The sequence below is a fragment of the Nocardia vinacea NBRC 16497 genome, assembly GCF_000308835.1.
GTDB classification, from domain to species: Bacteria; Actinomycetota; Actinomycetes; order Mycobacteriales; family Mycobacteriaceae; genus Nocardia; species Nocardia vinacea.
This window is the reverse complement of the sequence record NZ_BAGN01000122.1, coordinates 78,616-102,526: the sequence shown is the minus strand read 5'-3', so window position 1 is coordinate 102,526 and position 23,911 is coordinate 78,616. Positions and strand designations below refer to the sequence as shown.

The following is a 23,911-nucleotide window of genomic DNA, read 5'->3' as shown; positions in this document are numbered from 1 at the left end:
CACGGTCGAATCCGCGGGCCGGGCTCGATCGGAACGGTATACCCGGCACGGTAGACGCCGCTACGATGAGGCGGTAACTCTCTCAATGGTGTGGAGGAACACGGGATGGGTGCTACCACCGTCGCTCGGCAATGCACGTTGTGTGAGGCGCACTGCGGGATTCTGGTGACCGTCGAGGATGATCAGGTCACCCGGATCGAGGGCAATCCGGATGATGTGCTCTCGCAGGGGTACATCTGCCCGAAGGCGACGGCGATGGGTGGGCTGCACCATGATCCGGATCGGTTGCGCACGCCGGTGCGCCGGGTCGGTGACCGGTTCGAGCCGATCGGGTGGGACGAGGCGTTCAGCGAGATCGGGCGGCGACTGCGGCAGGTGCGCCGCGCGCACGGGGACAGCGCGATCGGAATGTACCTGGGAAATCCGGCCGCACATAGTTCGTCGGTGATCTACGGCGCGCTGTTGCGCACGGTGCTGATGACGCGGAATTTCTTTTCGGCGTCCTCGATCGACCAGTTTCCGCAGGAGTTCGTGGCGTGGCGGATGTTCGGGTCGAATGTATTGATGCCGGTGGCCGATATCGATCGCACCGATCGACTCGTGATCATGGGCGCCAATCCGGCGGTATCGAACGGGTCGGTGACCACCATGCCCAATGCGAAGCAGCGCATCCGAGACGTGCGCAAGCGCGGCAAAGTGGTCGTCATCGATCCGCGGCGCACCGAGACCGCGCGCCTGGCCGACGAGCATGTGGCCATCGCACCCGGCGGTGATGTGTATCTGCTGCTGGCGATGCTGCAGGTGCTGGTCAGCGAAAACCTGTGTGAGGAAAGCAGGATTCGCGCGCAGTGCACCGGCTGGGAGGAGTTGCGGGCGCTGGTCGCCGAGATGACACCAGAGCTCGCCGCCCCGCTCACCGGTGTCGATGCCGAGACGATTCGGCGGCTGGCGCGTGAGCATGCGGCAGCTGATTCGGCATTGCTGTATGCCCGGATCGGGATATGCCACCAGGTGACCGGCACGCTGACACATTGGTTGGTCAACACCATCAACGCGGTCACCGGGAATCTGGATCGGCCGGGCGGGCAGATGTTCGCGACACCGCCGATCGATGCGCCGCGGTTCGGGAAGTATCTGCCGGTGGGCCACGGAGCGTGGACGGACCGCTCCGGCACTTACAAATCGTTCCGCTCGGAACTGCCGGTCGCGGTGCTGGCCGATGAGATCCTCACCGAGGGCGTCGGGCAGATCCGAGCGATGATCACCTACGCCGGTAATCCGGTGCTGTCGACACCGCAGCGCGGCAAACTCGACGCCGCGCTGGACTCGCTGGATTTCTATGTCGCCGTGGATATGTACGTGACCGAGACGACCCGGCACGCGGACATCATCCTGCCGCCGATCTCCCCGCTGGAGCGCGAGGATGTGAACATTCTGTTCCCGGTGTTCAGTGTGCGGAACAATCTGCGTTACGACGCCCGCGTTTTCGAACCTCCGGCCGACGGACTCGAGGATTGGCAGATCATGGCGCGGTTGATCACCGAGCTGGTGCCGCTGCCTGCGCGTCGGTTCACCACACGGGCGGTCAACGCGCTTCTCGAGCAGTTCAGTCCGATGCGGTTGACGACCATTGGGGTGGCCGCAGGTCCGTACGGGGTGCTGCGGCGCGGCCGCAAGGGGTTGTCCGTGGCGAAGGTGCGCGCCGCGGCCGGGGGGATCGATCTCGGTCCGCTGCAGCCGCGATTGCGCGCGTTGATCGGGACGAAGGATCGCAAAGTCCACCTCGCGCCCGACGATTTCGTCACGGCCGCACGGGAATTGCTCGACGATGCGCGCCGTGGCAATGCGCTGACCGCGCCCGCCGACGGCTACGACCTCAAACTCATCGGCCGCCGCCACCTGCGCAGCAACAACTCCTGGCTGCACAATGTCCCGTCCATGGTGAAGGGCCGCGATCGTTGCACCGCCCTCATGCATCCCGCCGACGCCGCCGAACGCGCCCTCACCGACGGCACACCCGTCGCGGTGACCTCCCGCACCGGCTCGATCGTGGTCACCCTCGAGGTCAGCGACGATATCCGCCGCGGCACCATCGCCATCCCGCACGGCTGGGGGCACCGTGAACCTGGCGTCGGCTGGCAAGTGGCGGCGTCTCTGCCCGGTGCGAATGTCAATTTGCTGCACGATCCGTCGCTCACCGACACATTCTCCGGGAATGCGGCGGTCAACAACACGTGGGTGACAGTGACTCCGGCGTCCCCGGCGCCGACGGCAGCGGATGTCGATCGCGAGCCTGCGCCGACTTCGTAGGAGTGCACTGCCCGCGGAATGCGCGCCGGTGCTGCCGTTGCCCGGCTGTCCAGGCCGGGAAGTCCGCCGATCGTGTGGGCCCACGGCCATTCCGCGGCGCGGGTTGACCGTCGCGGGGACCCCTTGGATGCGGTCGCACCTCGGTGCACGCCGTCGAGACCGATCAGGGCGTTTGGACGGTGACGCGGTAGCCGAGGCGGAGTTCTCTGGCGGGGTGGGCGGCGGAGGTGAGGTGGACCCAGCGGTGCAGGCCGGCGCGCGGGTCGGGGACGTAGGCGGCCTGGGTGTGGGTGATGCCGAAGGGGAAGTTTCCGGATGCCGCGGCGGCGGTGGCGGTCATCAGATGCATTTCCGCCCACAGGTTCGGTTCGGGCGCGTCTTCGGGCAGGGGGCGGGTGTTCGGGAGGAAGAAGCCGAACGGTTCGGCGGGGGCTCCGGAGGTGTGGATGAGCGTGCCGGTGACGAACAGGCGCACCGTTCCGGTGTATACAACGCAGTTGGGGGTCAGGTGCAGGGGTTGGGCAGGTTGCAGCTCGAGCCGGAAAACCATGGGCCGACTGTACGGTGTCGCGATGTGCGCGAAAAGCACTGGAGCGTCACGAAGTTCGGTTGCTCACACCCTCGGCGTTGCGCCGGTCGGAATCAGCGCCGACGCGGGCGCCGCATTTGTCCGATCTGGGCGAAAGGCTAGACGTCGCGCAGCGGTTCGATGCGGGCCGGAACATGCTTGTGCCATGGCGTTCCGGCAATCGCATCGCGCCAACCGGCATCGGTGAGCTCGTTGGCGGCCACACCGGTGCGGGTGCCATCGGGCAAGTCGAGGCCCAACCCGTTGGGCAGCGAGGCATGTCCGGGCCGCATGCGGTCGTTGATTTCGACCGCGGCCACGGCGCTGCCTCGCCGGGTGGTGATGCGGGCGTGCTCGCCGGTGGTGAGACCGAGGGCGGTGGCATCGTCGGGACTGAGACGCAACGCGCCCTCCGGATCGCGGCGACGCCAGCTGTTGTCGCGGAAGATGGTGTTGGCAGTGAAGGATCGTCGCTCTCCGGCCGACAGGACGAAGGGGAATTCGGGACTGGTGTGCGTGGCGGGCGTGGTCGGGAGTTCGCGCAGCGCGTGCAGCAATTCCGGGATTGCCAATGGGATGCGCGAGTGCGGAACATAGTCCCAGGCGTCCGGATAGTCGTCGAGGGTGAAGGTGACGCCGGAGCGGCCCGCGAGGATGGCGTCGAACAGTGCATCGGCATCGGGATGACCCGCTCGACGCATAGCGGCGGGGTGCACCTTCGCGACGCGCTGCGCAAGCGCCCACAACACAGCGGCCGAACGCGCACCATCGGGCAGCGTCGGGCCCAGGGTTTCATAGAGCAGGTAGGGGGCGAGTCCGCCGATCTTCTTGTTCATGGCCAACAGTGCGGCGAAGGCCAATGCGTAGGGGCGGCGGCCGAGTTTCGCGGCGGTCCGCAGTACCGTCAGCTCGGCACGCCCGACGACATCGAGTTCACGCAGCAGGCGCGCGTAGATCTCGGGTTCGGGCAATGTGCCGGCCAGCGGTTCGAGTACCGGCGCGCGCAGATGGAAGGTGTTGTGCGGGAACTCCAGATTGAAGAAGGTGGCCTCCCACTTCTCGAACTGGCTGGCCGCGGGCAGCACATAGTCGGCGTGGCGTGCGGTTTCGGTGAGCGCGACATCGATGACCACCACCAGATCCAATGCGTCCAGTGCGGCACGGAAGGCGGCCGAATCGGCGAGTGAGTGTGCCGGATTCGCGGACTCGATGATCATTGCCCGGAACCGGTCGGGGTGATCGGTGCAAATTTCCTCGGCGATCGAATTGCACGGCAGCATGCCGCCGAGGATCGGTGCGCCGGTCACCGGGCTGCGTTTGATGTCACGGCTATAGCTCGCCAACGGCGCCATCCACGAATGTGGTTGCATAGCACCGGGTTTGGCAAAGTTTCCGGTGAGCAGCCAGAGCAGCTTGTTCAAATAGGAGATCAGGGTGCTGTTGGGGCCCTGCTGGACGCCCAGGTCCTCGTAGGTGGCGACACTGCTCGCGGTGCCGATTCGGTGGGCGGCGGTGCGCAGCAATTCCACCGGCACGCCACAGGTTTCGGCATAGGACGCGATATCGATATCGCGCAGCGCCGCGGTGACGGCGTCGACCTGGTCGGCGTGTTCGGTGAGGAATGCGTGATCGAGCAGATCGTCTTGCACCAGCACGGCCAGCATCGCGGCCAGGCACCACGCGTCGGTTCCGGGGTGGATCTGCAGATGGATATCGGCGAGATCGGCGGTTTCGGTGCGCACCGGATCGAGCACGATCATGGTGCGGGCCGGGTCCTTGGCGATCTGCTGCAGGACGGTGCGGGCGCGCGGCACACCGTGCGATTGCCAGGGGTTCTTGCCGAGGAAGACCGAGACCTCGGCGTGTTCGAAATCGCCGGTGGTGTGGCCGCCGGTCAAATGCGCGTCGACCCAGCCCTCACCGGTCTTCTCCTGGGCGAGTGCGGTGGAGCGGTAGCGACTGCCCAGCGCCCGGCGTAGGGCACCGCTGTAGGCGCCGCCGAGGTGGTTGCCCTGTCCCCCGCCGCCGTAGAAGAAGATCTTGTCGCCGCCGTATGTGTTCTTGACTTCGGTGAGGCGCGCGGCGATCTCGGAAATCGCGGTGTCCCAGTCGATTTCGGTGAAACTGCCGTCGGTCTCGCGGCGCAGCGGGGAGCTCAGGCGGGTGCCGCCGTTCTGGTAGTGGTCCAGGCGCAGCGCCTTGTTGCAGGTGTATCCGGCCGAGGCGACGTGGTCCTTGTCGCCGCGGATCTTGGCGAAGCTGCGGCCGTCGAGTTGGATCAGCAGGCCGCAGTTGTTCTCACACAGGATGCAAGCGGTCTTATGCCATTCCTGTTGCGCCGCAGCATCATTGCGTCTAGGCCGCGCACTGTTGTCGGCTCGGCTGCCTTGCTGCGCGGCGGTACTCATCGATGCTCCTCTGAGTTGTCGTTGATCGAGAGCGGAGGCGAAACGCGTGTCGAAATATGGATGCGGGATCAACTGGTCTGGTCGACGCGAGTGCCGTCGATCCACGCCTTCGGTTCGGCCAGGAACGGTGTGTCGCCGAGCCGGTCGAGATCGTCGAAGAAGGCATCCTGGGTGCGTGTGGCGGCCTTACTGCTGCCGGTGGACAGGAATGCGGCGAGTTCGTGATTCAGGCTGCGCGACAACGACCGCTCGGTGCCGAAATAGATGGCGCGCTTGAGTTCCTTGATGACGACCGGATTGCGCGCGGCCAGACGCGCCGCGGTGGCCTCGGTTTCGGCGAGCAACTCGTCCTCGGCGGTGAGCCGGTGCACCAGGCCCAAGCGCAGGCCCTCCTGTGCGCTGAGCGGTCCACCTTCGAGGGTCAGTTCGATCGCCTTGGCCGCGCCGATCAGCCGCGGCAGGCGCTGGGTTCCGCCGCCGCCGGGAATGAGGTTGGCGATCGATTCGATCTGACCGAGTTTGACGTGCTCGGTGTCGGCGGCATATCGGATATCGCAGGCGAGGGCGATCTCGTGTCCGCCGCCTAGGGCGGGACCATTGATGGCGGCCAGATAGACCACGCGAGATCGGTTCATCCGCAGGGTCGTGCGCTTCCACCGGTAACCCCACACCATGCCGGTGCCGAGACCGCCACCGAAACGCTCCAGCAGCTGCGCCGCACCTGGTACCCGCAGGCTCGTATTGAGCACCGGGATCAGCGGCGCCACCGCGCGGGCCGGGATGAACGGATGCGGCATCGCGAGCATGCCGGTGAGTGCGCTCGGATCCGCGTGGGTGAGGAACCGCCCCGGCAGGCCGCCGGTGAGTACGATCGCCCCGACCGTGTCATCGGTATCGGCCGCCGTGGTCAGCAGGTCCAGATCTCGTACGACGGCGGGGGTGACGAAGTTCAGTGGCGGGGCGACGATGGTCGCGGTGAGCACTCTCCCGTTGCGGGTCAGGTCGATCGTCTCCAGGTCGAGCTCGGCTGCTCGCGACATCGGCGTCTCCTCGGGTCCGTGGTGGGCGCGTGGAACCTGCACCCGACGCTGATTATGGTCTCCACCATAATCGGGATGTCAAGGGCACGTGCGTCGAAACGGGTCCGCCGCAGCCCGAAGAACGGCTCTGAGCATGCCTTCTTCGCAGGGGCGAACTGCCGAATCCGCCGGAAAAGACCCACCTCACGGGTCGATCAGGCGCTACTCGGCAGCGCTGATGGCGATCGTCAGATGAGCTTGCAATTCGCGGACGGTGTCCTCGAGCGGCGTGGTGGCACGCTCGACCCGACACAGCGCGATCGCCCCCTCGACAGCGGCGACGGTGAGGGTGGCCATGCGCCGCGAGCGCACCGGGTCGAGGCCGTGACGGCTGAGCAGATCGGTGAGTGCGGTATTCCAGCGGGCGAAGATCGCGGCGGCAGATGCCGCGAATTCCGGTGCGTCGTCGTTGGTTTCGACGGCGACTGCGAAGATCGGGCAGCCCGCGCGGTAGTCGCTGTCGACGAGGGTCCGTCGCCACAGCGCGACGAACATATCCAGTGCGGTCCTCGGATCGTTCTCGCGGGTGATCGTCTCGATGAATTCCGACATCGAAGCACCGGCCGCGCTCAGCGCGTCGGTGATCAGCTGGGTGCGTCCGCCGGGAAAGTGGTGATAGACCGACCCGCGAGGCGCACCGGTATCAGCCAGCACCCGGTCCACGCTGGTGGCGCTCGCACCGTGGATGCGCAGGGAGTCGATCGTGCCCTCGATCATCCGCCGGCGCGCGTCACGCTGCCGTGGGCGCGCCGGAGCCTCCTTATTCGATCGGCGTGTCGCTGCCATGTAGCCATAGTATGGGACACCCCATAACGCTGGGGTGTCCGTCTATCGCACTCGGCTGGTGTGGAAATCCAGCACCGCGGCCAAGGTCTCCCCAGGGGCTTCGAGCTGGGGGTAGTGCCCGACCTTCGGCAACTCGACCACATCCGGATCCGCAATCAGCTCGCGATAGCGGCGCACCATGTGCGCACCCGATACCGGGTCGAGCAGACCGTCGATCAGCCGGACCGGGACCTGCGTGTCGACCAGCGCGCCCACCCAACGCTCCCGGTTCGCCCTGCGCTCACCCATGTAGCGAATCAGCTTGTGCCCGTTGCTCTTCCCGTGCTTACTGCACCACAGGATCCAGTACTGATCGAGCTCGTGGATACTCGGGCGGGTATCGGGACCGAAGACCCCGGCGAGGCTGCGACGGAAGACTCGCTCGGTGCCCAACACCCCGACCAGCGGTCCCAGCGGACTCGCCAGCAACTTCTGCGCCGGGCGCGCACGGTGGGTCTCGGGGAACAGTCCACCGTTGAGCAGGCATACTGATTCGATCACCAGGGAATCGTCGCCGTCGGCGCGGCGCTGTGCGTCGCGGGCCAGCAACTCCTGGGCGACGGTGTCGCCGTAATCGTGGGCCAGGATGTGCGTACGGGAAATCCCCTGTTCCCGCAGCAGATTCTCGTGGATATCGGCCTGATCGGCGATCCGGTAATCGTAATTGCGGGGTTTGGCCGACCAGCCGAAGCCGATCATATCCGGGGCGATCAGCCGCGCGAACCGCTCGCGCAGACCCGGCCATACCGCATGCCAGTCCCAGGACGCGGTGGGGAAACCGTGGATACAGAGCAGATTTCCGGCACCGTCACCGGTGCTGTCCTGCCAGAAGATCTGGTGGCCGCGGTGGGTGTGCCGCCGACCCCTCGCCCGCCAGGACGCAAACTCTTCCATGTCTACCTCCTTCGTGCCGACAACTATTGCGCGCGAACGCTACCGCCACAGCCATTCGGGGGAAGCGAACCACACTGTCCGTGTCACGTACCGCATGGTCTTTTCGAGCCGGGTGTTTGCTCTGCGAGAATGCCATAGTGCATGTCGCGATCGGCCTGGTTGTTCTAGTCGCGTCGGCGGCGTCGCTCGCGGCGCTCGCTCGACGGTTCGGCATATCCGAACCGCTGGTATTGACGCTGGCCGGGGTGGTCGCCTCGTATTTGCCGCACGTTCCCGAGGTCCACCCGGATCCCGAAGTCGTCCTGCTGGGTTTCCTGCCGCCGCTGCTCTACACCTCGGCGATTCGCACCTCGCTGGTCGACTTCCGGGCCAATGCGCGCACCATCGCGCTGCTGTCGGTGGGCCTGGTGCTGTTCAGCACGTTCGCGGTCGCGGCGGTGGTGTGGTGGCTGCTGCCGGTGCCGTTCGCGGTGGCGGTGGCCCTGGGCGCGGTGGTCGCGCCGACAGATGCGGTGGCCGCGACCGGGATCGCGCGGCGCATCGGCATGCCACGCCGGATCGTCACCATCCTCGAAGACGAATCGATGTTCAACGACGCGACCGCATTGGTGACAGTACGCACCGCGATCGCGGCGGCCGCGGGCACGGTGTCGGTGTGGAAGGCCGGTGGTGACTTCCTGCTCGCCGCCGGCGGTGGTGCGGCGGTGGGCATCGTCGTCGCCTATCTGCTGGCGATGCTGCGGCGGCGGATCACCGATCCGGTGCTGGATACCACGCTGTCGTTCCTGGCGCCGTTCGTCGCCTATCTGCCCGCCGAGGGGATCAAAGCCTCCGGTGTGATCGCGGTGGTGACCTGCGGCATGGTCCTGGGTCACGGTGCGCCGGTGTGGCAGAGCGCCGCCTCCCGGATCGCCGAACGCACCAATTGGCGCACCATCCAATTCATTCTCGAGAGCGTCGTCTTCCTGATGATCGGGCTGCAGATGCGCGCGATCATCGAGGGCGCGTGGAACAGCGACCTCGACCACGGAACCCTCATCGTGGCGGCGGTGGCGGTCATGTTGGCGGCCATGCTGTCGCGGCCGCTGTGGGTGTTCCCGGTCGCGTTGCTCTCACGCAAGCTCGGATTGTCGAATGCCGATGTGCCACTGAGTCATCCGGTGGTCGTGTCGTGGGCGGGCATGCGCGGTGTGGTCACGCTGGCGGCGGTGCTGCTGCTGCCCGCCGACACCCCGCAATTACCGGTGCTCAAACTGCTCGCGCTCATCGTGGTCGCGGGAACACTACTGCTGCAAGGGACTTCGCTGCCGTGGCTGGTGCGGCGGCTGCATGTGCGCGGCCCGAGTCGCGCGGAAAACGCACTGCAGAAGGCGAATCTGCTGCAGCAGGCGACCGCGGCCGGACTCGCCGAACTGGACAAGCACATCACCCCTGATACGCCGCCGGGTGTCGTCGAACAACTGCGCGATCGGGTCACCTGGAAGACCAACGCGGCCTGGGAACGCCTGGGCCGCTCGGAATCGGAACTGGCGACACCGACCGCCGAATATCGGCGACTGCGGCTGGAAATGCTGCGCGCGGAACGGGAAACGGTACTGCGCGTGCGGGATTCGGGCGGCGCGGACTACGAGATCCTGCAGTACGTGCTGTCGCAGCTCGATCTCGAGGAATCGATGATCGACCGCTTCGACGAAACCGAAGAGGAACACATCGAACCGCTCGCCGCCCCGGCAGCGACCGACAGCTGCGCGCATCTGGAGTCCGCGCCGTTGGTGCGTGAGCCCACCGAACCCGACGAGTGCAAGGAATGCATCGCCGAGGGATACACCTGGGTGCATCTGCGAATGTGCCTGTCCTGCGGGCACATTGCCTGCTGCGACTCCTCGGTGGGCAATCACGCGACCAAACACTATGGCAGCACCGGGCATCCGGTGATGCGCAGTGTGGAGCCCGGTGAGGCGTGGCGGTGGTGCTATGTGGACGAGCTACTCGGCTGAGCGGCGGGCGTGGGAGTAGATCAACCGCGCGTACTGGGCCAGCAGCTGGTCCAGTGAAATGTCCTCCCCGCTCGCGGCGATCTGCTGGTAGCCGATCAGCATCGACATGCCGAGCGCGGTGACCACCGCGGTGGTCTCCTCATTGCCCACAACGCCTTTGATCGCCTTGTGCACGGTGCGGCGGCGCGATTCGTCGACCCGCTTGAGTGCCAGATTCACCGATTCGTCGTTGGCGGCCCAGGCGCGGATCGCGGCCTCGGCGGCGTGGTGCAGGCCTGCGGCGAGGTCGGACATGGCGCGGATGTCGTCGTCGGGATTGCCCTGGTTGAAGTTCAGTGTGCGCAGGATGATGACCTGGCGGTTCTCCCAATGCTCGAGCAGCGCGTCCACGAAGCCCTGCCAGCTGCCGAAATGGTGGTAGAACGAGCCGCTGGTGACACCGAGGCGCCGGCACAGCACGCCGATATTGAGGCCCTTGAAGCCGAGTTCGGCCAAGACCTCCAGAGCGGTGTCGAAGTACTGCTCCTTGGTGACCACTCGTGACATACGCAGGCGCCGTTTCTGTTCGTGCGGGCAGGGTGGACCGGACAGTACCTCATCGTATGTCCGTCGCGCTGAAACGCAACGAAGTCCATGCATCGGCGTCGCCGCGCCACGAAAGTACCCGTGACCGGGCGAAACATGCAGTGGCATAGCGGAAGAGGGTTCGCCGGGTGCTGCCGATTCATAACAGAGCAACTGCTCTGTTATAGTCGTGGCATGCCGCGCCCACGAACCCATGACCCCGACACCGTGCTCGATGCCGCGGAGTCGCTGGCGGTGCGTTCGGGTCCGGCAGCGGTCACCATCCGGGCCGTCGCGGCGGCCACCGGCGTGTCCAACGGCGCGATCTATCACACCTTCGGCTCGCGCGCGGAACTGCTCGGGCGCAGCTGGATACGGGCGGCTGGGCGATTTCTGCGGATGCAGACCGAGTCGGTCGAGGCACATCTGGCCGCGAACGACGACACCTCACACGCGCTCGAGGCGGTCGTGGCCGCCGCCGAGACGCCGGTGGAGTTCGCGCGGCGATACCCGGACTCCTCGAAACTGCTGCTGACCGTCTCACGTGACGAGTTGCTCGGCGACGAACTGCCCGAACAGGTCGTCGCCGAACTCGCCGGAACCGATGACGCGCTGGTGCGACTGCTCATCCGGCTCTCACGTGCCCTGTGGGGCCGCGGCGACGCCGCCGCCGTCGACGTGATCACCACCTGCGTCGTCGATCTGCCGACCGGCATCCTGCTGCGCCGCGACCGGATCACCAAACCCATTGCCCGCGAACACCTTCGCGCCGCCGTGCGCGCGGTACTCGCGGTCGGCCCACCCGAATAACACCTGGAGCAAGGAACAACATGAGCACACTGAGCTACCACGAAAAGATCGCCGTCCTCGACCTCGGCGACGACGAAAACCGTTTCACCCCAGACTTTCTCGACGCGGTCAACGCCCACCTCGACACCGCACTCGCCGAGGAGGCACACGGTCTGGTGACCACCGCGAGCGGCAAGTTCTACTCCAACGGCCTCGACCTGGACTGGCTGGTCGCCAACGGGGACCGCACCCAGTGGTACATCGGCCGGGTGCAGGCACTGTTCGCCCGCGTGCTCACCCTGCCCATTCCCACCGCCGCCGCACTGCCAGGGCACGCCTTCGGCGCCGGCGCCATGCTCGCCCTCGCCCACGACTATCGGGTGATGCGCGCCGACCGCGGCTTCTTCTGTCTGCCCGAGGTCGATATCCGCATTCCGTTCACCGTGGGCATGGCCGCGCTGATCCAGTCCAAACTGACACCCAAGGCCGCCATGGCCTCGATGACCACCGGTCGCCGCTTCGGCGGCATCGATGCCTCGGACCTGGATATCGTCGACGCCACCGCCGGCGAAGGCGCGGTCGCCACCGCCGCGCTCGCGATGCTCGCCCCGCTCGGCGGTAAGGATCCCGCGACACTGGGCGCGATCAAGAACACCATGTTCGGTCCGGTCGTCGCCGCGCTGACCGAATCCGGCTCGTAGCAGGTAGTTCGGCACACATCAACCGAGGAGCCCGACATGACCGAGGCCGCCATCCTGCAACGCCAGGGCCATATCGCGATCATCACGCTGAACCGGCCCGAGGCGATGAACGCGGTGAACTCCGCGCTCTCGATCGCCGTCGGTGCGGCACTCGAGGAGTTGGCGGCCGATCGGGACCTGCGGGCCGGGGTGATCACCGGGGCCGGTCGCGCATTCTGCGCGGGCGCGGACCTCAAGGAACTGGCTCGCGGTAACGGAATTCACGACCCGCAGCATCCGGAGTACGGATTCGCCGGGCTGGTCCAGCATTTCATCGACAAACCGCTCATCGCCGCGGTCAACGGATTCGCCCTCGGCGGCGGCACCGAGATCGTATTGGCCTGCGATCTCGCGGTGATGAGCGCCGAAGCCGAACTCGGACTGCCCGAGGTCACCCGTGGGCTGTTCGCCGCCGCGGGCGGTGTGCTGCGGCTGCCGCGTCAGATCCCACCCAAGATCGCCCACGAGATGGTGCTGACCGGAGCACCCATCGACGCCGCGGCGGCCGCGCACTCGGGGTTGGTCAACCGGGTCGTCCCGGCCGATCAGGTGCTGCCCACCGCGATAGCGCTCGCCGAGACGATCGCTGCCAACGCGCCGCTGTCGGTGCGCGCGTCCAAGCGAATCATGCACCGCAGCAACGAATTCGGCTCCGATTGGGAAGCGCCGATGTGGGAGATGAGTTTCCGGGAGGCGGGGCCGATCTTCGCGAGCAAGGACGCGCTGGAAGGGCCGCGCGCTTTTACGGAGAAGCGTGCGCCGCGGTGGCGCGGGGAATGATGGCGGAGGTATTCGCCGGAAGTCGTCTCGGGCGGCAGGGATACGCTGCCGAAGGATGCGGCAGTGCGGGAGTCGTGGTGGGCCCCGGGGTGCGCCATGTCCCGAGGCCGGCGCCCGCGCTACTCGGATCCGCCGGCCGGAGCGTCGGTCAGGTGCTTGTCGAAGAACGCGAAGATGCGGCGCCAGGCATCGCGGGTGGCCTCGGCGTCGTAGCCCAGACCGGCGACCCGCAGGACCGGGTCGATGCCGAAGACGTTCGCGAAGCCGTGCATGGTGCCCGGATAGGTCTTGATGTCGTGCTCGACATCGAGATCGGTGAGCGCACGATCGAGCTTGCGGCCCGCGCCCAGGAGTGAGGGATCGAGCTGGGCGTAGCTGGCCACCACCGGACACGCGCCCTCGAGCTGGGCACGGTAGTCGCCGTAGAGGCCCGGATAGAACGGTGCGGCCGCGTCGAAACCCATTGGCGCGGTGAGCAACGCGAAGCCACCGCCCATGCAGAAGCCGATGACCGCGGTCTTGCCGGTGCAGTCGGGATCGGCGACCAGGCGGTCGCGGGCGGCGAGTATCTCCCGGATCGCGGGGCTGCCACCGGTGAAGATCAGCGACCGCATCACCGCGCGGATGCAGCGCACCCGACCATTGGCGAACAGGTTCGGGGCGATCGCGAGATAGCCGTAGTCGGCCAACATTTCGGCATTGCCGCGGATATCCGGGCCGAAGCCGACACCGTCGTGGAGTACCACGACACCGGGCCACGGACCGTCCCCGGTCGGGCGGGCCAGAATCGCCTCGAGAGCGCCGTCCGGTGCGTCGAGCTCGATGGTGTTCATGCCAACAATGTAGGCCACTGTCCCAGACGTGCATAGCTATCGCGTGGCGAGCCCTGTCGCACAACGCGAATTTCCGAGTTGATCGTGAAATCCCCGGTGCCGCGGCCCCGGTTGGTTTAACCTCTGCCGACGCGGTGTCCCCGGTCAGCGCGTTGTTCGAGCGAAAGGCGAATTGTTCATGTTTCGGCTGCCGTGGCGCGCCCTCTCCGTCGCGACCACCCTGGCGCTCACCATGTTCGCGGCCTCGCCCCTGGTCGCGGCCGACAGCGGTGACTACGCGAAATTCGATCCCGACCCGACCGGCGACGCCTACCTCGATCAGCATTTCAATACCGACGGTCTGCCCAACGGTGCGATCCTGTCGTCGCGATCGGTGCAGATTCTGCCGCCGCTGGCCGCCACCAACGACTTCGCCGCCTGGCAGGTGTGGTTCAAATCCACTGCCACCGACGGCACTTCGATCGCGGCGATCACCACGATCATGAAACCGAAGACATGGAACGGGCGCGTCGTCAGCAATAACTACGCGATCGACAGCGTCGGGCTCCAATGCAATCCGTCCTACCAACTGACCCACTCGGTCTCCATCGAGGCGCCCGATATCACCCGCCAACTGCTCGGGCACGGTTACGCGGTCGTGATGACCGACTACCAAGGCCCCAAGATGGCCTACGCACACGGACCCACCCAGGCTCGCGAAGTGCTCGACGGAATCCGTGCCGCACTACAGTTTCCGGCAGCCGGACTGGCCGGCAGCCCCGCCACGATGATCGGCTACAGCGGCGGCGCGATCGCCACCGTATGGGCCGCACAGCTGCAGCCCACATACGCCCCCGAACTGCGGATCCTCGGCGCCGCCGCCGGTGGCACACCCGCCGACCTGAGCCTGCTGCGCAAAACGATGGACGGGAAACCGCCCGCCGCGGCGCTGTATCTGATGGCGGCGCTCGGGGTGGCCCGAGCCACGCCCGAAGCCTTCGACCTGCTCAACGACGTCGGGGTGCGGACCGCCCAGGAGAGCAAGAACCTCTGCTCCAACGCCGCCCTCCTCGGCGCCGCGCCGGTGGCGGTGCGCACGCTGACCAAAGTCGACCCGTACCCGACCGAGGTCGTCCAGCGGATCTACCGCGAAACCAAGGCCGGCGGACTGACCCCGACGATGCCGATCTACCTGTGGCACGGCCTCTTCGACGAATGGATTCCCGCCGCAGGCGCGCAAGCACTCCAGCAACAGTGGAAAAGCGCCGGCGTTGACGTGTCACTGACTCTACTGCCGTGCGACCACATCACCTGCGCGTTCACACCCGGGGCAATCGACCGGATCGACACCTGGATGGGCGTCGCCTGAGCATCGGCCGTCTCGGAGTTGCTGTCGCACAACCATTCAGTGCCTCGCACAAGCTATGAGTGTGCGAGGTTGTCACTGGGTATGCGACAGCAACCCTGTTCGTCGGTCGGTGATGGAGGTTTCCACCACCGGTACCGATCGGGGCTTGCGGCGGGATACCTCGCATTCGGACCCGGCGCGTGGTGGCGGCTGCCCATGTGCGAGTCTTGAGGTGTCGACTCAGGGAAGGGGCTGCTCATGACGCTCGGTATGGTCCTCGGCGACTTCGGTGCTCGCGCTTCGACGCGGAACCGCTAGTCCGTCCTTACAGCCTCGGCTGAATCAGGCCGTTCTCCCGCTCCTCGTCGAAGTGCTCGCCGTGCCAACGCACGTCCGATCACGAGGAGCACCCCATGTCGACCATTCACTGGACCGAAGCAGATACCGACCACAGCGCACAGTGGCATTCCGAAAGCGCGGCGGCAGCGCCCGCGCAAGTCACCGTCGCCGATGACCGCATGCGTGCCGATACCGCCTACCGCCTGGCCTGCCAGGGGACGGCGCTGCTGTGGCGCGGCGACTTCCACAACGCGCGTCAGCTGTTGCGAGCACTGAGCCGCCGCATCGATCGCAAACCCGTACCGGCGGGCGATGGACCGGCCGAATCCTTCCACCTCTATCGGCGGGCTCGTGGGCAGCGGGCACGGGTGTTGGGCAGGCTGATCGTGCAATTGGAGCCGGACCACTCCCTGGCATTGCGCCGCGCCCCCGATGTTCGACAGGCGTGCACCGAGGTATATGGATCCGCGCATGAGCCGATGGTGATCGCCTTGACCGAACTACTCGGAGCGATCGGGGCACACGAGTGGCGCGAAAACGGTGTCCTGGTTCCGGCCCTCGGCGCGCGCATCCACCCGCACTACGGGGTGTTCTCTCCCGTGCGCGGCGAATACGTCGATCTGGTTGCCGAGGCGCCGCTTCCGGTCCAGCACCGCACCGCATTCGACCTCGGAACCGGAACCGGCGTGCTCGCGGCGGTGCTGGCTCGCCGCGGCGTCGACCACATCGTCGCCACCGATATCAATCCGCGCGCACTCGACTGCGCCCGCGACAATATCGACCGCCTCGGGCTCACGACCCGCATCGATGTCCAAGGTCCCGGTCTGTACCCCGACGGGCTCGCACACCTGATCGTCTGCAACCCGCCGTGGCTCCCGGTCCGTCCGACTTCCACCATCGAACAAGGCGTCTACGACCCGGACAGCTCCATGCTGCACGCCTTCCTGACCGACCTGCCCACTCACCTCGAACCCGGCGGCGAGGGCTGGCTGGTCCTATCCGATCTGGCCGAACGCCTCGGCCTGCGCACCCGCACCGAACTCCTCACCGCCATCGACGCGGCAGGCCTGCACATCATCGACCGGATCGACACCCGCCCCCACCACTCCCGACCCAGCGACACCACAGACCCGTTGCACGCAGCCCGAGCCGCGGAAGTGACCTCCCTGTGGCGCTTGGCCACCCGGATACCGTGCCGGCACCCGAGATTCATCAAGGGCACCGGCTGATCCCGGATGCGCCGCCGCGCAAGGCTCCGGTGCGATGCGGCGGTCCCGGGGTCCACCCTCGGCGCGCTCGGATCCCGCGACCGCCTGCAGAACTCGGGAGCAAGATCGGTGGGATCTGCCATGATCGCCGCAGCCAGAGACAGCATGGGTGAGCGCCACCGACCAAGCGGCTCGGGTGCGACGCAAACCTTCGCCCACCGTGACCGCGAGTGCGGAAAGCGGAGGGGCACGGGCGAAATCGGGTGAAAACGGCACGCGAGGGTTGGGTCGCAACTTACGGTCGGGAAGAAAATGTGGCCGTAGTGATTGTGGTGTGCGATGACCGAACCGAATACCTCCTGTGCCGCCTTCCAGCGGGTGGCGGCGATCGATCCCGACGCGATCGCGGTGCGCTCCATCGGTGGCGGGCACGCGTTGACCTGGCGGGAGTACGCCGAGCAGGTCCGGCATATCGCGGCGGGATTGCATGCGCTCGGGATCGGGCGCGGGGACACGGTCGCGCTGATGATGGCCAATCGGGTCGAGTTCTATCCGATCGAGGTAGGCGCACAGCACACCGGCGCGACCTCGTTCTCGGTGTACAACACCCTCGCGCCGGAGCAGCTGAAATATGTGTTCGGTAACGCGGGCAATCGGGTGGTGATCTGCGAGGAACAGTACGTCGAGCGGGTCCGCACCTGCGGGGCACAGATCGAGACCATCGTGTGCATGGATGCCGAGCACGCGGGAACGATCAGTCTCGCGGAGCTGAAGGCCAAGGGCCGCAACGATTTCGACTTCGAGGCGACATGGCGTTCGGTGCGGCCGGACGATATCGCGACGCTGGTCTACACCTCCGGTACCACCGGAAATCCGAAGGGCGTCGAGATCACCCATGCCAATCTGACCGCCGAGGCGCACGCGTTCAACGCTGTACTCCCCGTGGAATTCGGCGACCGGCAGACCTCCTACCTGCCGACCGCGCATATGGCCGACCGGTTCACCGCGCTGTACCTGCAGGAGTACTACGGCATTCAGATCACCGTCGTGCCGGACCGCAACCAGCTGCCCGCGGCGCTATTGGATGCGCGCCCGACGATTTGGGGTGCGGTGCCACGGGTGTGGGAGAAGTTCAAGGCTGCGGTCGAGTTCTCGGTCGCCAATGAGCCCGACGAAACCACGAGGGCTGCACTGCAATGGGCGCTCGGTGTGGCCGCACGCAAGGCCGCAGTGCTACTGGAGGGCGGAACCGTCGATGCGGAGCTGGCCGCTGAATGGGCCGAGGCCGACGACTCGGTGCTGTCGAAGCTGCGCGCCGAACTCGGCCTGGACCAGGTCAAGTGGGCGATGTCGGGCGCCGCGCCGGTCCCGCCGGAGACCCTCGGTTTCTTCTGTGGTCTCGGCGTCCCCATCTCCGAGATCTGGGGTATGTCCGAACTGACCTGTGTGGCCAGCGCCAGCCCACCCGCCGAGGCGCGCCTGGGCACCGTCGGACGCATGCTGCCCGGTTCGGAAGCCAAAATCGCCGACGACGGCGAATTCCTGGTCCGCGGACCGCTCGTGATGAAGCGCTACCGCAAGGAGCCGGGCAAGACCGCCGATGCGATCGACGCCGACGGCTGGCTGCACACAGGCGATATCCTGACCCGCGACGCCGACGGCTACCTACGCGTGGTCGACCGCAAAAAGGAACTCATCATCAACGCGGCCGGAAAGAATATGTCCCCGGCCAATATCGAGAACACCATCAAGGCCGCGACCCCGCTGGTCGGCTCGATTGTCACCATCGGCGACGCCCGCCCCTACAACACCGCCGTGATCGTGCTCGACGCCGAATCCGCGACACCCTATGCGACTCAACGCGGTCTGCCCGACGCCTCCGCCCCCGCCTTGGCCGCCGACCCGGGCGTCATCGCCGAAATCGCCCAGGGCATCGCCGCAGGCAACGCGAAACTGTCCAGAGTGGAACAGATCAAACGGTTCACCATCCTGCCCACCTTCTGGGAGCCCGGTGGCGACGAAATCACCCTCACCATGAAACTGCGCCGCAAGCCCATCGCGGCCAAATACGCCTCCGAAATCGAAACGCTCTACGCCCCGACACTATCGGCCTCCACCCACGAGCCAGCCACCCCGATCCCCTCCGAGGTCTGACCCAGCGATCACCGGATAACGGTGGCGGCAAATATCGAGAGCGCCCCGCCACCAGTACATTCTCACTCGGCGCGCAGGGCTTCGACGGGGCAGGTGTCGATGGCGAGTTGGGCGTCGGGGTGCTCGGGGCTGGGGATCGGGTCGGTGAGGATGCGGACTTTGCCGGAGTTGTCGACCTGGAAGATGTGCGGGAGTAGGGCTTCGCACATGCCGTGACCCTGGCAGCGGGTTCGGTCGGCGGTGATTCTCATGCGGGCCGCCGGGTTTCCACGCGTGCGGCTTGCAGCTGGATCGGGAGCCCGTCGAGTGGGATGGGGCCGGTCGCCCAGCCCATCGGCGGCACATATCCGGCGGGCACCGACCACCGGTAGTGCAACAGCATGCGATGCATGATCGCCTTGACGGTCATGCCGCCGAAGTACAGACCGATGCACTTGTGCGCGCCACCGCCGAAGGGCGCCCAGACGTAGCGGTGGGACTTGTCCTCTTGGCGTTCGGCGGTGAAACGCTCCGGATCGAAGACATCAGGGTCGTGCCACCAGCGATCGATACGCATCGCCGAATGCGAGCCGATGACGACAAGGGTGCGCGCGGGTAGGAAGTGGCCCTGAATCGCGGTGTCGCGCACCGTCTCCCGGATCTGCTGACCGACCGGGGAGTACATCCGCAGGATCTCCTTGAACACCAGATCCAGGGCGGGCAGCCGGTCGAGATCATCGTAATCGAGCGAATCCTTACCCAGCGCTTGCGATTCGGCGCGCAGCCGGTCCTGCCACTCCGGATGCAGACCGAGTTGATAGCCCATCATCGCCAGCGCGATGGTACTGGTGTCGTGCGCGGCCATCAGCACGAAGATCAGATGGTCGACGATGTCCTGATCGGTGAAGGTATGGCCCTCATCGCTGGCGGTGTGGCACAGCACGCTGAAGAGGTCGTCACCGGTGCCCGCGCGTCGGGCGGGCATTTCCCGGCGGCAGTAGTCCTCGAGTACCTTGCGCCCGCGCAAACCCTTCGCCCACACACCGCCGGGCAGATTGGTGCGCACCAGCGCCTGCCCGCCGCGCACCGCATCGATGAACGCGCGTTCGAGCCGCGCCGCCTCGGGACCGAGGCGTGCACCCATGAACACCTCCGATGCCATGCGCAGCAGCAGATGTTTTGTTGCCGGGAACAGCTGGAAGTCGTTGGCGGGCAACCAGTCATCCATGCCGCGGGCGATCGCCGGTGTGGTGATGTCGAGATAGCCGACCAGTCGCGGCCGGGTGAAGGCCTGCTGCAGAATGCGCCGGTGGTAGCGGTGCTCGTCGAAATCGCGCAGCAGGATGCCGCCACGGAAGAACGGTCCGATGAAGAAGTCGTAGCCGCCCTTGGCGGAATACACCTTGTCCCGGTCCGCGAGCACCTCCTCGATCGCCTCCGGGCTCACCACCATCACGACCTGCCGCCCGAGCAGTCCGGACCACTGCACGGAACCGTATTTCTCGAAGCGCCGCCGCGCGAAATCGAGGTTGTCCGTCATGGCTGGGAGGGCGTGCCCGATCACCGGTAAGCCGTAATCGCCTAGTATCGGCCGCAATTCGCTACCGGCGGGTGGTTCGGCGAGGGCTCGGGTCCGGGACGGATAACGCTCGGCCAGCGCGGATGCGGCGTACTTTGCCCGTCGGCCCATCGTCGACATCATGGTGTCCTCTCGCATCCTTGCGAAAATCGTGTGATCCACACCATACAGGAATCGATGGTTTCCGTAAACGGTTGTTTCCTGATTTGCCTGCGGCATACTGAGCCTGTGACACGGGCAGCGACCGGGATCTACCGCGGCGCCTCCGCCGAGCAGCGGCGCGAGGAACGCCGCCGTCGCCTGATGGATGCGGCCCTGGAGATCATCGGCACCCAGGGCTGGGCGACGACCACGGTGCGTGGAGTCTGCGAACAGGCCAAAGTCGGCCCGCGCTTCTTCTACGAGAGCTTCCCGGACCTCGACGCCCTGGCCGCCGCCGTGCACGACGAGATCATCGATACCGCAATCCACAGCTCGCTCGAGGCCCTCGCCGCGGCACCCGAAGGCATTCCGGCCAAAATGCGTGCGGCCGTCACCGCCATCGTGACCTCGGTTATCGACGACCCGCGCCGCGCCCGCATCGCCTTCGCCGAGGCCCACGGCAGCGAAACCCTGATGCGCCGCCGCGCCGCCGCCATGCGCACCATCGCCGACGTCGTCGCCGATCAGGAACGCGCCCTGCTCGACCCGCCACCGGGCAGCGACACCCTCGTGCGCGCGGTCTCGCTGATGATCACCGGCGGCGCCGCCGAACTGGTCCTCGCCTGGCTCGACGGCAGCATCGACATCACCCGCGACGAACTCATCGACCTCTGCGTCGAATTCGTCCTCACCTTCGCCGACAACCTGGCCACCATGGCCGCCCGCCTCCCACCCAGACCAGCTCCCTGAACGGTGTTGCCGTGTGGGAGTTGCGGTTACAGCGGGAACGTCAGGCGCTGGGGGCTGATGTAGTCGACCGGGTCGTGGAGGGGGCGCAGGTCCGGGCGGTGGCCGGTGGGGATGCGGGCCAGTTCGCCGCGCAGTGGGATGTCGTAGGTGGCGGCGGAGGCGGTGAGGCCCGGGAGCCAGTTGTCGTGGTGGGTGGGGACGAAGAGTTCGGGGCGGATGGCCTCGATGTAGCGGCGGGGGTCGCGTAGACCATTGGTGATCTGGTTGAAGCCCTGAACCGCGCCGATCTGGAGGTCGGTGGGTGGCAGGTCGGCGAAGACATCGAACACCTGTGGGGCCCGCTCGGTGAGCGGACCCGCCGAATCGTGCCAGACCAGCGAGAACCCGGGGACGCGGAACTGGTAGAGCAGCGTGCCGCCCTCCGGATCTTTGAGACGCGGCACACTCTGCAGGACACCGGCCAGCGTGGGTGGATGCCGCACCAGAGCGCGCAGATCCGGTAGCGGGAAGAACGGCGCGGACCCACCGGGACGTTCGCGAGCGGTGGGCGCGGAGTGCACGTGACGGACCGCGGTGACCTCGACCGGTCCCACGGTGAACTCGTGCCGCTCGCCCGGCAGCGAAGCCCCGTCCCCGAGCGCGACCGTCCGGAATGTCGGATCCGCCACCTGCGCACGGATATTCACGCCGTGATCGGCGGTTCCATAGACGACCGCCCCGGACGCTTCGGCGATCCGACCCGCATCGGCGGCGTGATCGAAATGCCCGTGCCCGATGAATATCGCTTCCGGCGCCAGATCCGCCAGATCCTGTGCCGTCGTGGGCACATAACCCGTGCTCGTCAGTCGCGGCACCCACGCATCCAGCAGAAACACCGACCCGGCCATAGCGAACGCGTAGGTCGTGCACCCCACCCAGGACAACACCACCCGATCCGCACGTACCGCACCCGTATCCGGATCCACGACGTCGGCCCCGAAGAACCGCGCCCGCGCCGCCACGGTCCGCGGATCCGCAGGTGCCGCCGAGGCCTGCAACCGACCCGCGGCCCCGGCGCCGATCACATCACCGAGCGCAGACCACCGCCCCACCAAGCCCCGAGGATGAATGCCGCACATCCATGTACAACACCACGGATCAACTCCCCGAACAACACACACCCCGATCCCGACGTGCTCTCGGCGCTGTCGTCGAGCCGATACTGCCCATCACGCAAGCACTTCGCCGCCACACGCCCGATCACGAATACGCGGTCACGAGACGACAGCAGATTGCCGCGGGGCTACAGCTGCACGCCGAGCAGGCCGTCTACGGCGGTCGCGATCAATGCCGGGGCCGTCGGGTCCTGGCCTCCGTAGTTCAGGGCTTGGTTGGCCCAGTTGTCCACGGCGGCAAGGGCTTTCGGGGTGTCGAGGTCGTCGGCGAGGTGTTGGCGCAGGCGGGCGACGGTGTCTTCGGCGGCGGGGCCGGAGGTGAGTGCGGTGGCTCGGCGCCACAGGTCCAGGCGGGTGGTGGCGTCGGCGAGGACGGTGTCGGTCCACATGCGGTCTCGGCGGTAGTGACCGGCGAGCAGGCCCAGGCGGATCGCGGCGGGGTCGACGCCCGCGGCGCGCAGTTTGGAGACGAGCACCAGATTGCCGCGCGATTTGGACATCTTCTCGCCGTCGAGGCCGATGAGACCGGCGTGCACGTAATGGCGGGCGAAGCGGCGGCCCGCGATCAATGCCTCGGCGTGTGCGGCGGAGTATTCGTGATGCGGGTAGATCAGGTCGCTGCCGCCGCCCTGGATATCGAATTCGGGGCCGACACGGTTGAGCGCGATCGCCGCACACTCGATATGCCAACCGGGTCGCCCGGCACCGAACGGCGCCGGCCACGACGGCTCGTCGGGACGCGCGGCGCGCCACAGCAGCGCGTCGATGGTGTCGCGCTTACCGGGGCGATCCGGATCGCCGCCGCGCTCGGCGAACAGCCGTTCCATGGTTGCGCGGTCGTAGCCGGATTCGTAGCCGAACTGCTCGGTGGCATCGGCGCGGAAGTAGATGTCCGGATATTCGGCATCCTCGACCGTGTATGCCGCGCCCGAGGCCAGCAGCTTCTGCACGAATTCGATGACCTCGTCGACGGACTCCACGGCGCCGATGTAGTCGCGCGGCGGCACGATGCGCAGGGCGGACATGTCCTCGCGGAACAGATTGATCTCGCGGGTGCCCAGATCGCGCCAGTCCACACCGTCGCGGGCGGCGCGCTCGAACAGCGGGTCGTCGACGTCGGTGACGTTCTGCACATAGTGCACCTCGTGGCCCGCATCGCGCCACAGCCGGTTGACCAGGTCGAAGGTCAGGTAGGTGGCGGCATGCCCGAGATGGGTGGCGTCATAGGGGGTGATCCCGCAGACGTACATGGTGGCCGTACGGCCCGGGGTCACCGGGCGAACCTGCCGGTCGGCGGTGTCGTACAACCGCAACGGTGGCCCTGCTCCGGGAATAGTCGGTAGGGCGGTATCGGACCAGGACTGCATGATTCGAGGGTAGAGGTGTGGTGACGGCCATTGCGCCGCACCCTGCTCCGAACGGTAGGTTGTAGGGCAACCACCCCGGATCTGACCTGCTCCGATGTCGCAAAAGCCGGATGTCAATGGTTGCCG

The 23,911-nt window shown here is 66.8% G+C and carries 20 protein-coding genes; 9 read left to right on the top strand and 11 right to left on the bottom strand.

Going from position 1 to position 23,911, the window contains the following annotated elements; all coding sequences use genetic code 11:
* The first annotated feature begins 105 nt into the window (after nt 1-105).
* Complete coding sequence (locus tag ON44_RS17090) at nt 106-2,310, top strand: molybdopterin oxidoreductase family protein (protein ID WP_040691242.1); 2,205 nt, start codon at nt 106-108, stop codon at nt 2,308-2,310.
* Between the two features lie 163 nt (nt 2,311-2,473).
* Here ON44_RS17090 and ON44_RS17085 read toward each other — a convergent pair whose 3' ends face one another.
* From ON44_RS17085 to ON44_RS17065, 5 genes are all read right to left on the bottom strand, one after another.
* Nucleotides 2,474-2,860 (bottom strand): hypothetical protein, encoded by a 387-nt coding sequence (locus ON44_RS17085; protein WP_157187193.1) that lies wholly within the window; start codon nt 2,858-2,860, stop codon nt 2,474-2,476.
* Between the two features lie 137 nt (nt 2,861-2,997).
* Entirely contained in the window at nt 2,998-5,286 is a 2,289-nt protein-coding gene (locus ON44_RS17080; protein WP_083897932.1) for a molybdopterin-dependent oxidoreductase, read from the bottom strand.
* A gap of 68 nt (nt 5,287-5,354) precedes the next feature.
* On the bottom strand, nt 5,355-6,326 hold the full coding sequence (locus ON44_RS17075; RefSeq protein WP_040691236.1) for an enoyl-CoA hydratase/isomerase family protein: 972 nt from the start codon (nt 6,324-6,326) through the stop codon (nt 5,355-5,357).
* Nucleotides 6,327-6,527: 201 nt separating this feature from the next.
* Complete coding sequence (locus ON44_RS17070) at nt 6,528-7,151, bottom strand: TetR/AcrR family transcriptional regulator (RefSeq protein WP_245567199.1); 624 nt, start codon at nt 7,149-7,151, stop codon at nt 6,528-6,530.
* A gap of 42 nt (nt 7,152-7,193) precedes the next feature.
* Nucleotides 7,194-8,084: an alpha/beta fold hydrolase gene (locus ON44_RS17065; RefSeq protein ID WP_040691136.1), complete on the bottom strand. Its 891-nt coding sequence runs from the start codon at nt 8,082-8,084 to the stop codon at nt 7,194-7,196.
* A 137-nt stretch (nt 8,085-8,221) separates the two neighbouring features.
* Between ON44_RS17065 and ON44_RS17060 the strand changes: the two genes are divergently transcribed.
* A complete protein-coding gene (locus tag ON44_RS17060) occupies nt 8,222-10,081 on the top strand; it encodes a Na+/H+ antiporter (protein ID WP_040691133.1) in 1,860 nt (619 codons plus the stop codon).
* On the opposite strand, the gene ON44_RS17055 is transcribed toward ON44_RS17060, so the two are convergent.
* Nucleotides 10,070-10,627 (bottom strand): TetR/AcrR family transcriptional regulator, encoded by a 558-nt coding sequence (locus ON44_RS17055; RefSeq protein WP_040691131.1) that lies wholly within the window; start codon nt 10,625-10,627, stop codon nt 10,070-10,072. The two genes, ON44_RS17060 and ON44_RS17055, sit on opposite strands and share 12 nt — an antisense overlap.
* Nucleotides 10,628-10,840: 213 nt before the next feature.
* On the opposite strand from ON44_RS17055, the gene ON44_RS17050 reads away from it, so the two are divergent.
* From ON44_RS17050 to ON44_RS17040, 3 genes are read left to right on the top strand one after another with little or no spacing between them, the layout of a single operon-like run.
* Entirely contained in the window at nt 10,841-11,455 is a 615-nt protein-coding gene (locus tag ON44_RS17050; RefSeq protein WP_040691129.1) for a TetR/AcrR family transcriptional regulator, read from the top strand.
* A 20-nt stretch (nt 11,456-11,475) separates the two neighbouring features.
* Nucleotides 11,476-12,135 carry an enoyl-CoA hydratase-related protein gene (locus ON44_RS17045; RefSeq protein WP_040691126.1) on the top strand — a complete coding sequence of 220 codons (660 nt, stop codon included), beginning with the start codon at nt 11,476-11,478 and terminating at the stop codon, nt 12,133-12,135.
* A gap of 36 nt (nt 12,136-12,171) precedes the next feature.
* Nucleotides 12,172-12,954 carry a crotonase/enoyl-CoA hydratase family protein gene (locus tag ON44_RS17040; RefSeq protein ID WP_040691122.1) on the top strand — a complete coding sequence of 261 codons (783 nt, stop codon included), beginning with the start codon at nt 12,172-12,174 and terminating at the stop codon, nt 12,952-12,954.
* A gap of 119 nt (nt 12,955-13,073) precedes the next feature.
* Here the strand turns inward: ON44_RS17040 and ON44_RS17035 are convergent, their stop codons facing one another.
* Nucleotides 13,074-13,787 (bottom strand): dienelactone hydrolase family protein, encoded by a 714-nt coding sequence (locus tag ON44_RS17035; protein WP_040691120.1) that lies wholly within the window; start codon nt 13,785-13,787, stop codon nt 13,074-13,076.
* A gap of 178 nt (nt 13,788-13,965) precedes the next feature.
* Here ON44_RS17035 and ON44_RS17030 point away from each other — a divergent pair, with 178 nt between their 5' ends.
* From ON44_RS17030 to fadD11, 3 genes are all read left to right on the top strand, one after another.
* Entirely contained in the window at nt 13,966-15,135 is a 1,170-nt protein-coding gene (locus ON44_RS17030) for a lipase family protein (protein ID WP_051182118.1), read from the top strand.
* 392 nt (nt 15,136-15,527) lie between these two features.
* Nucleotides 15,528-16,682 carry a methyltransferase gene (locus ON44_RS17025; RefSeq protein WP_051182117.1) on the top strand — a complete coding sequence of 385 codons (1,155 nt, stop codon included), beginning with the start codon at nt 15,528-15,530 and terminating at the stop codon, nt 16,680-16,682.
* A gap of 318 nt (nt 16,683-17,000) precedes the next feature.
* On the top strand, nt 17,001-18,815 hold the full coding sequence (fadD11, locus tag ON44_RS17020; protein ID WP_040691118.1) for a fatty acid--CoA ligase FadD11: 1,815 nt from the start codon (nt 17,001-17,003) through the stop codon (nt 18,813-18,815).
* A 62-nt stretch (nt 18,816-18,877) separates the two neighbouring features.
* On the opposite strand, the gene ON44_RS17015 is transcribed toward fadD11, so the two are convergent.
* Nucleotides 18,878-19,066 (bottom strand): ferredoxin, encoded by a 189-nt coding sequence (locus ON44_RS17015; protein ID WP_040691116.1) that lies wholly within the window; start codon nt 19,064-19,066, stop codon nt 18,878-18,880.
* Nucleotides 19,063-20,511 carry a cytochrome P450 gene (locus tag ON44_RS17010; RefSeq protein WP_083897938.1) on the bottom strand — a complete coding sequence of 483 codons (1,449 nt, stop codon included), beginning with the start codon at nt 20,509-20,511 and terminating at the stop codon, nt 19,063-19,065. The genes ON44_RS17015 and ON44_RS17010 overlap by 4 nt, the downstream gene beginning before the upstream one ends.
* Nucleotides 20,512-20,601: 90 nt before the next feature.
* Here ON44_RS17010 and ON44_RS17005 point away from each other — a divergent pair, with 90 nt between their 5' ends.
* Entirely contained in the window at nt 20,602-21,264 is a 663-nt protein-coding gene (locus ON44_RS17005; protein ID WP_040691114.1) for a TetR/AcrR family transcriptional regulator, read from the top strand.
* A gap of 26 nt (nt 21,265-21,290) precedes the next feature.
* On the opposite strand, the gene ON44_RS17000 is transcribed toward ON44_RS17005, so the two are convergent.
* Nucleotides 21,291-22,355 carry an MBL fold metallo-hydrolase gene (locus ON44_RS17000; protein WP_245567197.1) on the bottom strand — a complete coding sequence of 355 codons (1,065 nt, stop codon included), beginning with the start codon at nt 22,353-22,355 and terminating at the stop codon, nt 21,291-21,293.
* Between the two features lie 191 nt (nt 22,356-22,546).
* Nucleotides 22,547-23,785, bottom strand: a complete 1,239-nt coding sequence (mshC, locus tag ON44_RS16995; protein ID WP_040691110.1) for a cysteine--1-D-myo-inosityl 2-amino-2-deoxy-alpha-D-glucopyranoside ligase — start codon at nt 23,783-23,785, stop codon at nt 22,547-22,549.
* Between the last annotated feature and the right edge of the window lie 126 nt (nt 23,786-23,911).

Coding starts and splice junctions, on each gene's coding strand:
- ON44_RS17080 (WP_083897932.1), bottom strand. CDS start 5,286: ATGAGTACCGCCGCGCAGCAAGGCAGCCGAGCCGACAACAGTGCGCGG.
- mshC (WP_040691110.1), bottom strand. CDS start 23,785: ATGCAGTCCTGGTCCGATACCGCCCTACCGACTATTCCCGGAGCAGGG.
- ON44_RS17030 (WP_051182118.1), top strand. CDS start 13,966: ATGTTTCGGCTGCCGTGGCGCGCCCTCTCCGTCGCGACCACCCTGGCG.
- ON44_RS17050 (WP_040691129.1), top strand. CDS start 10,841: ATGCCGCGCCCACGAACCCATGACCCCGACACCGTGCTCGATGCCGCG.
- ON44_RS17010 (WP_083897938.1), bottom strand. CDS start 20,511: ATGCGAGAGGACACCATGATGTCGACGATGGGCCGACGGGCAAAGTAC.
- ON44_RS17035 (WP_040691120.1), bottom strand. CDS start 13,787: ATGAACACCATCGAGCTCGACGCACCGGACGGCGCTCTCGAGGCGATT.
- ON44_RS17090 (WP_040691242.1), top strand. CDS start 106: ATGGGTGCTACCACCGTCGCTCGGCAATGCACGTTGTGTGAGGCGCAC.
- ON44_RS17045 (WP_040691126.1), top strand. CDS start 11,476: ATGAGCACACTGAGCTACCACGAAAAGATCGCCGTCCTCGACCTCGGC.
- ON44_RS17075 (WP_040691236.1), bottom strand. CDS start 6,326: ATGTCGCGAGCAGCCGAGCTCGACCTGGAGACGATCGACCTGACCCGC.
- ON44_RS17025 (WP_051182117.1), top strand. CDS start 15,528: ATGTCGACCATTCACTGGACCGAAGCAGATACCGACCACAGCGCACAG.
- ON44_RS17065 (WP_040691136.1), bottom strand. CDS start 8,084: ATGGAAGAGTTTGCGTCCTGGCGGGCGAGGGGTCGGCGGCACACCCAC.
- fadD11 (WP_040691118.1), top strand. CDS start 17,001: ATGACCGAACCGAATACCTCCTGTGCCGCCTTCCAGCGGGTGGCGGCG.
- ON44_RS17040 (WP_040691122.1), top strand. CDS start 12,172: ATGACCGAGGCCGCCATCCTGCAACGCCAGGGCCATATCGCGATCATC.
- ON44_RS17070 (WP_245567199.1), bottom strand. CDS start 7,151: ATGGCAGCGACACGCCGATCGAATAAGGAGGCTCCGGCGCGCCCACGG.
- ON44_RS17015 (WP_040691116.1), bottom strand. CDS start 19,066: ATGAGAATCACCGCCGACCGAACCCGCTGCCAGGGTCACGGCATGTGC.
- ON44_RS17085 (WP_157187193.1), bottom strand. CDS start 2,860: ATGGTTTTCCGGCTCGAGCTGCAACCTGCCCAACCCCTGCACCTGACC.
- ON44_RS17055 (WP_040691131.1), bottom strand. CDS start 10,627: ATGTCACGAGTGGTCACCAAGGAGCAGTACTTCGACACCGCTCTGGAG.